Source organism: Ensifer adhaerens (assembly GCF_028993555.1).
In the GTDB taxonomy this organism is placed as follows: Bacteria; Pseudomonadota; Alphaproteobacteria; order Rhizobiales; family Rhizobiaceae; genus Ensifer; species Ensifer adhaerens_I.
In genome coordinates this window covers 2372973-2386063 of sequence record NZ_CP118611.1, presented here as the reverse complement: position 1 = coordinate 2386063, position 13091 = coordinate 2372973, and the positions used below count along the sequence as shown (strand labels likewise).

General features: G+C 63.4%; 9 protein-coding genes. 3 read left to right on the top strand and 6 right to left on the bottom strand.

Annotation, left to right across the window (positions count from 1 at the left end; all coding sequences use genetic code 11):
- Positions 1-35: 35 nt before the first annotated feature.
- From PWG15_RS30930 to PWG15_RS30920, 3 genes are read right to left on the bottom strand one after another with little or no spacing between them, the layout of a single operon-like run.
- Positions 36-1175 carry an ABC transporter substrate-binding protein gene (locus PWG15_RS30930; RefSeq protein WP_275025392.1) on the bottom strand — a complete coding sequence of 380 codons (1140 nt, stop codon included), beginning with the start codon at positions 1173-1175 and terminating at the stop codon, positions 36-38.
- Between the two features lie 42 nt (positions 1176-1217).
- Positions 1218-2054: a tryptophan 2,3-dioxygenase gene (gene kynA / locus PWG15_RS30925; RefSeq protein ID WP_275025391.1), complete on the bottom strand. Its 837-nt coding sequence runs from the start codon at positions 2052-2054 to the stop codon at positions 1218-1220.
- Positions 2055-2057: 3 nt separating this feature from the next.
- Positions 2058-3677 carry a benzoate-CoA ligase family protein gene (locus PWG15_RS30920; RefSeq protein ID WP_275025390.1) on the bottom strand — a complete coding sequence of 540 codons (1620 nt, stop codon included), beginning with the start codon at positions 3675-3677 and terminating at the stop codon, positions 2058-2060.
- A 326-nt stretch (positions 3678-4003) separates the two neighbouring features.
- Here PWG15_RS30920 and PWG15_RS30915 point away from each other — a divergent pair, with 326 nt between their 5' ends.
- Together PWG15_RS30915 and PWG15_RS30910 are read left to right on the top strand one after the other, a co-directional pair.
- On the top strand, positions 4004-4834 hold the full coding sequence (locus PWG15_RS30915) for a hormone-sensitive lipase (RefSeq protein WP_275025389.1): 831 nt from the start codon (positions 4004-4006) through the stop codon (positions 4832-4834).
- Positions 4835-4971: 137 nt separating this feature from the next.
- Complete coding sequence (locus tag PWG15_RS30910; RefSeq protein WP_275025388.1) at positions 4972-6303, top strand: APC family permease; 1332 nt, start codon at positions 4972-4974, stop codon at positions 6301-6303.
- On the opposite strand, the gene PWG15_RS30905 is transcribed toward PWG15_RS30910, so the two are convergent.
- Positions 6304-7131 carry a helix-turn-helix transcriptional regulator gene (locus PWG15_RS30905; RefSeq protein ID WP_275025387.1) on the bottom strand — a complete coding sequence of 276 codons (828 nt, stop codon included), beginning with the start codon at positions 7129-7131 and terminating at the stop codon, positions 6304-6306.
- On the opposite strand from PWG15_RS30905, the gene PWG15_RS30900 reads away from it, so the two are divergent.
- Positions 7130-8581 carry an amidase gene (locus tag PWG15_RS30900; RefSeq protein WP_275025386.1) on the top strand — a complete coding sequence of 484 codons (1452 nt, stop codon included), beginning with the start codon at positions 7130-7132 and terminating at the stop codon, positions 8579-8581. The genes PWG15_RS30905 and PWG15_RS30900 overlap by 2 nt on opposite strands.
- A gap of 36 nt (positions 8582-8617) precedes the next feature.
- Here the strand turns inward: PWG15_RS30900 and PWG15_RS30895 are convergent, their stop codons facing one another.
- Both PWG15_RS30895 and PWG15_RS30890 read right to left on the bottom strand, forming a co-directional pair.
- Complete coding sequence (locus PWG15_RS30895) at positions 8618-9832, bottom strand: hypothetical protein (protein WP_275025385.1); 1215 nt, start codon at positions 9830-9832, stop codon at positions 8618-8620.
- A 265-nt stretch (positions 9833-10097) separates the two neighbouring features.
- A complete protein-coding gene (locus PWG15_RS30890; RefSeq protein ID WP_275025384.1) occupies positions 10098-13082 on the bottom strand; it encodes an autotransporter outer membrane beta-barrel domain-containing protein in 2985 nt (994 codons plus the stop codon).
- Positions 13083-13091 lie beyond the last annotated feature (9 nt).

Genomic DNA, 13091 nt, shown 5'->3' with positions numbered 1-13091 from the left:
AGGCCGGGCATCCGGTCGATGACGGGTGCAGGGCACTACATGCTGCACTTGTCGGCGTAGGCGTCCTTGTGGTCTTCGAAGGCGGTGGCGATGATCTTGTTGGTCAGCACGCCATCGTCTTCCTTCACAACCTCGCGAACGTAGATGTTCTGGATCGGGTGGTTGTTGTTGTTGAAGCTGAACTTGCCGCGCACCGACTGGAAGTCGGCCGCCTTGAGGGCTGCGCGGAAGGCGTCCTTGTCCTTGACATCAGCCTTGGACAGAGCGGCGAGGATCAGGTTTGCCGTATCCCAGCTCTGTGCCGCATAGATCGACGGCAGGCGCTTGTACTCGGCCTTGAAGGCTTCGACGAACTTCTTGTTGGCTTCGTTGTCGAGGTCCTTCGACCAGGTCGCGGAATTCTTGACGCCAAGGGCGGCATCGCCGATCGCCGGCAGAACGTCCTGGCTGAAGGAGAAGCCCGGGCCCATGACCGGGATGTTCACGCCCGACTGGGCATATTGCTTCATGAAGGCGATGCCCATGCCGCCCGGCAGGAAGAAGTAGACCGTGTCGGCGCCGGACGCGCGGATCTGGGCGATTTCGGCGGCATAATCGGTCTGGCCCACCTGCGTGTAGATCTCGCCGGCAAGCGCCCCCTTGTAGTAGCGCTTGAAGCCGGTCAGTGCGTCCTTGCCGGCCGGATAGTTGGGCGCGAGGATGAAGGCGTTCTTGTAGTCCTTGTTGGAGTATTGCCCCATCGCTTCGTGGAAATTGTCGTTCTGGTAGGCGACGTTGAAATAGTTCGGATTGCAGTTGGCACCGGCAAGTGCGGAGGGACCGGCGTTCGGCGAGAGATAGATCACGTCCTGCGCCACCGTGTTTGGCACGACGGCCATGGCGAGATTCGACCAGATGATGCCGGTCATCAGGTCGACCTTGTCGCCCTGGATCATCTTCTCGGCGATCTGGACCGCAAGTTCCGGCTTCTGGGCGTCGTCCTCGATCACCAGTTCAACGTCCTTGTTGCCCGACTGCTTGATCGCCAGGGTGAAGGCGTCGCGCATGTCGATGCCGAGACCGGCGCCGCCGCCCGAGAGCGTGGTGATGACGCCGATCTTTACTGGCTCGGCATGGGCAAGGCTTGACGTCGCGAGCGAGAGGCCAAGAAGGCTCGCTGCCAGAATGCGGTTCATGCTGTTCTCCTCTTTATAGGTTCCCTTATGAGTTGTGTTCTATCAGAGACCCGTGCGCACGTGCCAGAGCTCGGGGAAGAGTTCCACTTCGAGCATCTTCTTCAGATAGGACGCGCCGGATGTTCCCCCGGTTCCGCGCTTCATGCCGATGATGCGCTCGACGGTCGTGACGTGATTGAAGCGCCATCGACGGAAGTAGTCCTCGAAATCGACCAGCTTCTCGGCGAGTTCGTAGAGCATCCAGTAGCGTTCGGGATCGCGGTAGACCGTCTGCCAGGCGGCAAAGACCTTGTCACTTTCCGTGCGCGTTTCGCGCCAGTCGGTCTTGTCAGCTTCCTCGCCAACGTCGAAGCCATTGCGCGAAAGCAGCCGGATCGCTTCGTCGTAGAGCGACGGCGCGGAAAGGATCGCTTCCAGCTTCTCCATGATGTCGGGACGGTGCGCATGCGGCCCGAGCATCGCGACGTTGCGGTTGCCGGCGAGGAATTCGATCGCGCGGTACTGCCACGACTGGAAGCCCGAGGATTGGCCGAGCGATTCGCGGAACGTGGTGTATTCGCTTGGTGTCATCGTGCGCAGCACGTCCCAGGCGCTGTTTAACTGCTCGAAGATGCGGGCGACGCGGGTCAGCATCTTGAACGCAGGTTCCAGCCGGTCGTCGCGGATCGAGCGCACTGCCGCGTTGATCTCGTGCAGCGCGAGCTTCATCCAGAGCTCCGACGTCTGGTGCTGGATGATGAACAGCATCTCGTCATGGGCCTTGGAAAGCGGCTCCTGTGCGTCCAGCACCTTTTCCAGCATCAGGTAGTCGCTGTAGGACATGCGTCCCTTGAACGACATCTGGGCGCCTTCTTTCGAAGGATCGTATGATTTGCTCATATCTCAGTTCTCCGACCGCAATCGGAACCGCTGGATCTTGCCCGTGGCTGTCTTGGGCAGGCTGTCCAGGAATTTGACCGATCGCGGATATTTGTAGGGCGCGATCGTCGCCTTCACATGATCCTGCAGACGCTTGATCGTCGCGTCGTCCGCGGAAACGCCAGATATCAGAACGACATAGGCTTCGACAATCTGGCCGCGGTCGGCATCGGGTGCGCCGACGACGGCGCATTCGGCGACCTCGGGATGGGCGATCAGGGCGGCCTCGACCTCGGGGCCGGCGATGTTGTAGCCGGCGGTGACGATCATGTCGTCCGAACGGGCGGCAAAATGGAAGAAGCCGTCATCGTCCTGGTAGAAGGCGTCGCCGGTCAGGTTCCAGCCGTCACGGACATAATCACGCTGGCGAGCGTCGGCCATGTAGCGGCAGCCGGTCGGGCCGCGCACCGCAAGCTTACCGATCGTACCGCGGGGTACCTCCCGCATCTCGTCATCGACGATCCGGGCCTCGTAGCCGCCGACCGGCTTGCCGGTCGAGGCCGCCTTGCGGTCCTCGAAGCGGTTGGAAATGAAGATGTGCAGCATCTCGGTCGCGCCAATGCCGTCGAGGATCGGCTTGCCGGTCTTTGCCGTCCATTCCTCGAAGACGGGACCAGGCAATGTTTCGCCCGCCGAGATCGCGACGCGGAGCGACGAAAGGTCGGCGCCGTTGTCCATCGCCTTCATCATCGCCTTGTACGCTGTGGGAGCAGTAAACGAGATCGTCGCCTTATACTTCTCGATGATCTCCACCATGTTGGCGGGCGTTGCGTGCTCAAGCAGCGTTGCAGCCGCCCCGAAGCGCAAGGGGAAGATCGCAAGGCCGCCGAGGCCGAAGGTGAAGGCGAGCGGCGGCGAGCCGACGAAGACGTCGTCGGGGGTAACGCCAAGCACTTCGCGCGCATAACCGTCGGCAATCGCGAGCAGGTCGCGGTGAAAGTGCATGGTCGCCTTCGGGACCCCTGTCGTGCCCGAAGTGAAACCGAGCAGTGCCACGTCGTCGCGACCCGTCTTTACCGCCTCGAAGACCACCGACTTGTCGAGCGCGATCCGGTCGAGTTCGGCGTCATGGTTCGCAGTGCCGTCGAAGCTCACGACCTGCTTCAGGTAGCGGCTGTCCTTGGCGCAGGCGATCATCTCGTCCATCAGGCGCGTGTCGCAGAGCGCAAGGCTGATCTCCGCCTTGTCGACGATCTTGGCCAACTCGCCAGCTCGAAGCATCGGCATGGTATTGACGACTACGGCGCCGGCCTTGGTTGCCGCCAGCCAGCAGGCGACCATGGCTGGATTGTTGGCGGAGCGGATGAGCAAACGGTGGCCAGGCTTCACGCCATAGTTCTCGACGAGTGCGTGGGCGAGCCGGTTCGTCCAGTCGGACAGCTCCTTGTAGGTTCGTCGGCGCCCGTTGCCGATCAGCGCGGTATGGTCGCCAAAACCCTTGGCCACCATGGCATCCGTCAGTTCGACGGCGGCGTTGAGATGGTCCGGGTAGTCGAAACCTTCGAGACGGAATTCCGGCCATTCTTCGGTTGGCGGCAGATGGTCGCGTGTGAATGTATCGACGTGCGAAGTCGGTCCAAGCATGTGGCGGCTGTTCCCTTGTTCAGTTTCTGCCCGTTGCCCAGGCATTTTCAAAGCCGGCTAAAGTTCTTGTAGTCGCGCGGAGCCCTACCGTGCGAACGGGCGCAAGCATGGTCCCATCGTCGCCGATGGGGCATGCCGTCGCTATGGCGGCTCCAGTGATGGTGATGGGCACAGCGAGACCTCCACTTCTCGGCTGAACATGGGGCAGCATCGCACCAGTCCAAAATTATTTCAAGCCTAAAGTTTTTTTGAATGACACATTGCGTTTCTCGATGAGGCAGGCGATTTCTATGCTTGGGGGAGACATCGAAGAGAGGATTGCATCGATGCTGGAACACCGTGTTTCCGATTGGAACGACGCCTATGCCAATGGCGTGAACATTGCGCGGGGCGACCGGTGGCCTGAGGCATGGGTCGGACCGGCCGAGGCATTCCGTGGTGCCCTTTCGGCGTCCGGTCTGGCGAAGCTCGACCTTGCCTATGGCGAGCGATCCAGAAATCGCATGGACCTTTTCTTCCCCGATGGCGCGGCCAAAGGCCTGGTCGTCTTTGTGCACGGTGGTTTCTGGCTGCAGCTCGACAAGAGCTTCTGGTCGCATCTTGCCGCGGGTGCCGTCGCCAGCGGCTATGCCGTTGCCATGCCGTCCTACACGCTCTGCCCGGAGATCCGCATCACCGGGATCGTCGGGGAGGTCGCCGCGGCAATCGGTGAGGCAGCGAAGCTGGTCGACGGGCCGCTGATGCTGACCGGCCATTCGGCTGGCGGTCATCTCGTCAGCCGGATGATCACGGCGACCGCGCCGCTCTCGCCGGATGTCCAGGCGCGGATCCGTAACGTCGTCTCGATCTCGGGCGTGCACGACCTGCGACCGATCATGTCGACCGGGATGAACGAGAAGCTCGCGATCGACGAGGCGGAGGCGCTTTCGCAAAGCCCGGCGCTGCTGCGGCCGATGCGCGATGCCCGCATCACCTGCTGGGTCGGTGGCGGCGAGCGCGCGGAGTTCCTGCGCCAGAACGATTTGCTTGCCAATATCTGGACCGGGCTGGGTGCGACCACGGCGACCGTCGTCGAACCGGATCGGCACCACTTCAACGTCATCGATGGCCTTGCCGACGCCGGGCATCCGCTGACGCGAACCCTGCTTTCGGTGTGAAGCGCTATGCCGAACCAAGGGATGATGGTGGCGAATTCCGCTCACCCCGGGCTCTCCCGCGCCATAACACCCTAGGGTTATTGGCATAGCCCCCGGTTTCCCCGACGCTTCCGGTCAGCTCGTTGGAGGAGGGGAACATGACACAAAACATTAAACTCGATCGAACCCTTGGCCTGTGGTCGGTGGTGCTGTTCGGGCTTGCCTATATGACGCCGATGATCGTGTTCGGCACGTTCGGGGCGCTGGCTTCGGCGAGCCAGGGCACGACGGCGATGGCCTATTTCATCGCGGCGCTCGCGATCTTCCTGACAGCCGTGAGCTACGGCATCATGGCGAAGGTCTATCCGGTCGCCGGGTCCGCCTACACCTACGCCCGCAAGTCGCTGAATTCCGGCGCCGGCTTCCTCGTCGGCTGGGCCGTGCTGCTCGACTATTTCTTCCTGCCGATGGTGATCTGGCTGATCGGCGCCGCCTATCTGGGCTCTGCCTTCCCGGCTGTTCCGGCCTGGCTTTGGATCGTCGGTTTCATCGTTCTGACAACGGCGGTAAATGTCATCGGCATCGCTTTCGCCAACCGGGTGAACGTCGTGCTGATGCTCGTGCAGCTCACCGTGTTGATCGCTTTCGTTGCACTCGCGGCGCGCTATGTCGTTGCCATCAATGGCGTCGGTGGGCTTGCGTCGGTGCGGCCATTCTTCGAAGCGAATGTGCCGTTCAGCGCTTCGGTCGCCGGCGCGGCGATCGCGGCCTACTCTTTCCTCGGCTTCGATGCCGTCTCGACCCTGACGGAGGAGACGCGCGACCCGACCCGCACGATGCCGAAGGCGATCATGATCATCGCGGTGATCGGCGGGATCATCTTCACGGGCTCGGCCTATGTCACGCAACTCGCCCATCCCGGCGGCGAATTTACCTCTATCGATTCTGCTGCGACGGAAATCGCCCTCATGATCGGCGGCGACCTCTTCGTGACCCTGTTTCTCGCCACGCTGGTGGTGGCCCAGTTCACCTCGGGCCTTGCGGCACAGGCGAGTGTCGGGCGGCTGCTTTTCGCCATGGGCCGCGACGGCGTGTTGCCGGCAGGGATATTCGGCAAGCTGCATGAGAAATGGCGCACGCCGGTGTTTAACCTCGTGCTCGTCGGCATCGTCGGCCTGCTCGCGCTCACACTCGACGTGACGACTTCGACGTCCTTCATCAACTTCGGCGCGTTCCTTGCTTTCACCGCCGTCAACATCTCGGTCATCGCGCTCTATCTGCAGGACAATGCAATCGTGCGGCCGCTCGGCGCGCTGCTGGGACTTGTCGTTCCAGCCGTCGGCGCAGTGTGCGACCTGTTCCTGCTGTGGAATCTCGATGGCCACGCCAAGCTTCTGGGCATCATCTGGCTGGCCATTGGGGTGTGCTATCTCGCCTATCTCACCCGGTTCTTCCAGTCGGCACCGCCGGAAGTCGAGTTCGTCGAATGATCAGCGGCGGCTGAGGAACAGATGGAAGAGCTCCGCCTGGCTGGAAATGGTGAGCTTGGCATAGGCCTGGCGACGATGGACCTTGACCGTGTTCGGCGAAAGGCCGAGCGTCGCGGCGATGGAGTAGGTCGAGTGACCCTTGAGGATCAGGGTGACGATCTCCAGCTCCCGTTTCGAAAGCAACGGGTGGCTGATCGTCGCTGCGGCATCGTCCTCCTCCCGCGGCGGGTCGAACCGTGCGCGCCAGTGCCGTTCGGCGAGTGCCCGGACGACTGGCGCCGCACTTTCCAGCCGGGCGATGTCGCGGCGGGAGAAGGCGGGCACGTCGCCGATACGCGAAAGCGACAGCACCGCATCGACTTCCGGAAGCTTCAGAATGAAGCCGATCTCGTCGACGATGCCGGTTGCCTGGTAGTGGCGGCGAAAGTACTCCGTCTCGGTGAAGCGGTCCGGCGCCAAGCGTCGCATCACCAGGACGCCGCCGTCGAGTTTTGCGTTGCGGACGGCATCGTAGAACGGGTCGAGGATATAGGCGCCGGCAAGGTAGTGGTCGACGATGGTGATGCGGTCGCCGACGATGCGATCGTTGTGGAGATCGAAGGCCTTGCCCCCTGGCGAATAGGCAAAGCCGTTCATCATCTCGAAGGAGACGAGTTGCCGAAGCGCACGCTCCAGAGCCTCCGGAAAGCCGGGTTCACCGAGGTTTTCTACGGCCTCTGCGAGCCCGGCATTCCAATCATCGATATAGGCACTCGCCCCACCGGATCTTGCTGCCACATCCATTCCCCACCTGTCGAAGACAAGACCTAGCACGGAGTCCGCAGTCATGCAGACGGTTTCTCGCGCCCTTGCGCCCACGCACCCGCTCGATCTGCCCGCAACGGAGATCGCGGCCGGCATCCGCGCCCGCCATTTTTCCGCCGAAGCGGTCGTTGCCGAATCCTTGCGCCGCGCGAAGGTCGTCAACCAATCGCTGAACGCGTTCACGCTGCTTCGCGAGGAGGCAGCGCTTGCATCCGCCCGGGCGGCTGACGCACTTGTTGCGACCGGCGGCAACGCGCCCGTTCTTCTCGGCGTCCCCTTTGCCGCCAAGGACTTGACGCCGACAAAGGGCGATCTCACCACGCTCGGCTCCTGGACGCGCGAAGATTGGGTTCCGGCGGAGACGGCGCTATGCATCGAGCGGCTGGAGGCTGCCGGCGCGATCCTCATCGGCAAGACGACGACGCCGGAATTCGCCCATTCGAGTTTCACCGCCAGCCCGCGATGGGGCGTGACCCGCAATCCCTGGAACTCGGAGCGAACCTCCGGCGGTTCCTCCGGTGGCTCGGCGGTCGCCGTCGCCACCGGCGTCGTCCCTTTCGCCGAAGGCACGGACATGGGCGGGTCGGTGCGCATTCCCGCAGCACTTTCGGGCGCCGTCGGCTTCAAGCCCAGCCTTGGGCGCATTCCGATGACGATCCTGCCCAGCGTCTTCGACAACATATCGCATTTCGGCCCACTGGCGCGGACCGTCGGCGATGCCGTCGCCTTCATGGCCGCGGCTGCCGGCCCGGATGATGCGGATATCGCCTCGGTGCCACTCTCCTTCGCGGCCGACCGGGCAAAGACAGGCTCACTTGCGGGCTGCCGCTTTGCCCTTTCGCTGGATCTTGGCTACTACAGCGTCGATGCCTCCGTGCAGGCTGCGATCCTTGCGGCGGTCGACCAGCTTCGTGCGGCCGGAGCCACGGTGGAACCCGTGGACATCGGCTGGTCCCGCGCCGTCAACGACCAGTGGTACGACCTCTGGTGCGTGTTCATGGCCGCATTCTTCGGCGAGGCGATCGATGGCTACCGCGCGCGCATGGACCCGATCGTGGTCGAACTCATCGAACGCGGACTGGGCATGAATGCTGCAGTCTACAAGCGGGTGGAGCTGCTCCGGACCGCGATGTGGCGTGACCTCGCCTTCATCCTTGCCCGCTACGATGCACTGCTCTGCCCGACGTGCGCGGTCACGGCCCCCTCGGCCGACGCGGACGACAACGACTACGTTGCCGATACGCCGGACGGGCGTTTTCGTGGGCTCGACATGACCTGCCCATTCAACCTGTTGCCGCAGTGCCCGGCTCTCTCAGTGCCTGCTGGTCTGGCCGACAACGGCCTGCCGGTTGGCCTTCAGATCGTCGGTCGCCGCTATGGCGATGAAGAGGTGCTGTCTATCGGTGGCGCCATGGAACGCGTGTTGCAAGCCTCGGGTCTCGCCGTCGGCCGCGCGGAGCGGTGGCGCTGGTAACGTGGGTGCCGCTGAGGATCGACCGACTCCGGCCCGTCAAAGCAGCAGGAGTTTCTTCAGCACCGAAAAGACCTCCTTGTAGGGCAGCCTGGTTGCGCCGGCGACCGCAAAGGGAATGAGTGCGGCAGCCGCGACAGGCACGACCGCGCCTCGGCTGATCAGCACCGACGAGAGCTTGTTGGTCGTATCGTAGAGCTTGCTCGGGTCCGCCAGCTCTTCGTCCGGTTCGGGGGTCGCGTCGGCGAGCACGTTGCGGCCGAGCACCTTGCGTTCGGCCGCCCGGTGAAAGCGCGTTGCCTGCACGCCGAGCATCAGCAGCCCCGCCTCCTTCAGGCGCGCCAGCGGTTTGGAAAAGGCCGACAGGGGATAGGCAAAGAAGGCAATCACGATCGCGAGCCAACCGCTCATGATCATGCTGAAGGTCGTCATCGACAGGGATTCCTGCAGCAGGTGCTTCATGACTGCCGCGGCGATCGCCGCGCTCATGCCGAAGACGAAGAAGACATAGGCGTTTGGATATTGCGACAGGAAGCCAAGCCCGCCCTTGCCATCGGGATGGGCGGCGACAAGGCGAAGTTCCAGTCCAGCGATCTTGCGTAGTAATTGCGCCCAGACGAAATGTCGCCAGACGCCACGCAGGAACAGGAACACGAAGAGCGGTAGGCTGATGCAGATCGACCACCAGCCCGCAGCCGTAATCCTGTTGCCGTCGGCCGAATGCTGCACGGCCCAGAACGAGATGTCGGCGGTGTGAAAATTCGCGAAGGAAAGCAGGGCAGCGACGCCGGCCAGCGCCAGACAAACGAGCTCCGCGAGCCGCGAGTCGCGCCGCTTGAGCGCGACCGAGACAGCATGCGCGGCTGCCGGCATCGACGTTGGAGCAATGAGAGGCGCGCGAGCGAACTGTCCGAGCTTGGTGCGCAAGCCTCGTTCGACCTGTTGCTCGGCGAGCACGAAGGCGGCGATGGCAACGAAGAACTTTGCCCAGGCACCCGGATCGGCAAGGTAGGCGCCCTGCTCATGGTCGAGCGAGAGGCTCTGCGGCAGTCCGAGGAAAAACGGTCCGCCCCAGGCAAGGGCGACGAAGATGAGCGCCCGCTTGCCGGACTGCAGCGCATTCGCATGCAGCAGCTTCAGTCGGGCCTGAAGTTCGTAGAACGGCCCGCCGTGCGACGCGAGGAACTCGGCAATTTTCGACTGGCGCGCTGCAGGGTTGGTGTCGGCCGCATCGCCGCCGGTTGACTTCTCCATGGGTGCCGTTCCAGTCATGGCCGTCGTCCTCAAAAAGCTGACATATCGTTCGCATCGAGGTAGCCGCCCGTCGCGGAGCGGGGCGCTTGTCCGGTATAGATCCAGGCTGCAGGTGGGCCGTCCCGGTGATCTCTCCGGTCGCGGTAAATCAACTTGGCCAGCGGTTGCAGTCAGCTCTGGTTACAGCCCCTGGACAATGCCTCCGCTGAGCCTGAGGCGTCAAGCTCGACCTGCCCGTCGCGCATGAGACAGCGAAGGGAGTGCCTCAGAAATTCACCAGAAGACGTGCCCGCCCGGCGCTCGACTGAACGCCGTCTGCGAATTCGCCCATGTAGGTGAGCGCCAGCCAGGCCGTTTCGGAAATCCTGGCGGAAAGGCCCGCCTCCACCACCAGAGCATCGCGCGGCAAGGGCACGCCGGCGATCGTGAAGAAGCCGGGGTCGGCAAAGGCGAGGCGGGCTGAAGGCGACAGGTCGCCGGCGGCGTGCCGCCAACCCAGCATGCCGGAGAGTTCGACGGGCACTTCGGTCGCCGGAAGGTCTGCCCACCAGCGAATGCCGATCGTCGACAGGGCCAAGGCGTCCGAGGCTTCGTCTGCCGACAACCTGGCCGGGCCGCCCAATTCTCGAAAATCGTCGGTATCCAGATGGACATAGGCAAGGTTCGCGAACGGCTGAAGCTTGAGCTGGTCGGCCTGTAGCGTCCAGGAAAGATCCGCGAAGACCTGCGCCGTGTCGCTCTCGTAGTCGGCCCGCAGCCGATCGGAGAATTGCCCGAAAGAGATGTTGCGAACGGTCGCGACTTCGTTGCGGGAATAGATCGCGCCGCCTGTGAGGGTGAGCGGCCCGCCTTCACCGGTGAGATAAAGGCCGGCATGGTATGAATCGACAGTGGCTTGCGGCTGCGTGGTCAGATGGCTGTAGCCGAGGATGCCACCGAGGCGCCAATCGTCAGAAATCTCCGCATCGGCGCCAAACACCACGCCCGCGACATGAGCGTCGACACCTGCTGCATTGCCATCGCCGGACAGCCGGTTTGTCGCCCCGTAAGCCGCGGTCCAGAATACGTCATCGTCCGTCAAGGTGTGGCTCGCGCCGGCGGCCGTTGTCCGCGCGAGAACGGCCTCCCGCGGCAACCGGCTTTCCCACAAGAGTTCGCTCTTGAGGGAAGCATGCACCTCGCCGGTCAACTGCGAAAAGGCACGGCCGGCCGTTTTGGCATCCAAGGACAGCACCGCCAGAGCGAGCGGGTCCGTTGCGCTCAGGGCTTCGGCTGCCTCGGCGGCTGCTCGGCTATTCGCCGTCTCAGCCAGTTCCGCGAAGGAAACGTCGTTGCGGTCAAGCCGGAGGTCGATGCTCGTCGGGCCGTAGCTGAGCATCGGCGACAGGAACGCGAAGTTGCTAGTAACTTGATCGAAGGTGCCGGTGACGCTGCCGGCAGTCAGGATCCTGTAGTCGGTCGTCGGGGCATAGCTGCCGCTGCCGGCAAGAACGTCCAGCCGGCCCCCCTCTACGGAGACCGCACCGGAGGCAGCGAGGCGATCCGAAAGGCCGGTTGCATCCACGTCCAGCTGGTAGACCGAGCCCGAGCGGAACGTCACGTCTCCATTGACCGTGGCAACCGCAATGCCCGGGCCAGGCGAAAGCACCCCATCTGCACCGACCGTCAAGCCGCCGACCACGCCGGTGCCGGATAGCAGGCCGCTGTCAAACACATCGATGCGACCCGAGATCGTGCCGTTATTGATTAGCGCCCCGCCGCTGACGGTTGCCGTGCCGCTGATCGTGCCGGTGTTGGCGAACCGGCCATCGCTGATGGTCAGCGAGGCGATCGTTCCGTCGTTGGAGGCGGTGCCGGCCGTCGTCACCCGTCCGGCGCTGGCGCCGCTGTTGTTGGTAAAGGTGCCCGCAGCGCCGATCTCAACGTCCCCAAGCACGGCATTGTTGACGACCGTGCCGCCGGCGACCGTGGTCATGCCGGTGACCTTGCCGTCGCCATTGTTGGTGAAATGACCCGCCTGGTTGTCCAGGGACGCGATGGTGCCGGCGTTCGAGACTGTGCCGGCATTTCTGACGTTTCCGGCCGTTGCGCCGTTGTTGTTGACGAAGGCAGCCGCGGCCGCGACGTCCGCGTCGGTCACGACGAAGTTGTTGGTGACGGTTCCACCGGCGACCGTCGTTTTCCCGGTTATGGTGCCGCCGGCATTGTTGGCGAAATTGCCCGCCGTGTTCGTCAGGGCGGCGATCGTTCCCGCGTTCGATGCGGCGCCGGCGTTCGTGACCGCGCCGGCGCTGGCGCCTGTCGTGTTCGTAAACGTGCTGCCTTGGCCGACGGCGACGGTGCCGAGGGTCGCATTGTTGGTAACGCTGCCGCCCGCTACCGTCGTTGCGCCCGTGACCTCCCCACCGAAATTGTTGGTGAAGTTTCCGGCGTCGTTCTGAACGGAAGCAATGGTCCCGGCATTCGATACGGTGCCCGAGTTACTGACATGCCCGGCCGTGGCGCCGTTGTTGTTGACGAAGGCGGCTGCGGCCGCAACGTCTGCGTCGGTCACAACGAAGTTGTTGGTGACGGTTCCGCCGGCAACCGTCGTTTTGCCGGTAATGGTGCCGCCGGTGTTGTTGGTGAAATTTCCGGCGGTGTTCGAAAGCGAGCCGATCGTCCCGGCGTTGGAGGCGGTGCCGGCATTGGTGGTGGCGCCGGTGACGGCGCCGCTGTTGTTGACGAATGTCCCGCCGGAGGAAACGTCGACGTCGCCAGTCTGCCCATTGTTCGTGAGTGATGTGGCGGCGCCGACAACGGCGCTGTCCAGCGTTCCGTTCACGGAGACATTTCCGTTGTTCAGCGTCAGTCTTCCGTTGAGATCGCCGTCGACCGACAGGTTGCCGCCATTCAGCTCGACGTTGGAATTCAGTGCGCCACCCGCGTTGATGCTGATGCTGCCCGCGTTGAGCGTGCTGCCGTTGGTGACGGTCAGCGCACCGGTATTGGTGATCGTGACATTGCCGCCGTCCACGTCGAGCGTACGGATCTCGGATCCATTGGTAACCTGCGGTGAACCATTGTCCACTTCCGCAGCATCTGCGGAGCCGGGCAAGGCGGGAGACCAGTTGGAGCCGTTGCTGAACTCATTGTCGGCGCTACCTGTCCAGACGGACTGGGCAAGCGACGGCACGGTCAAGGCGAACGAGGCCAATGCCGTGAAAAGGCCGAGACGTCGGGAGAGTACCGCAAGCGGTGTTTTTCGCATCGATGGTAC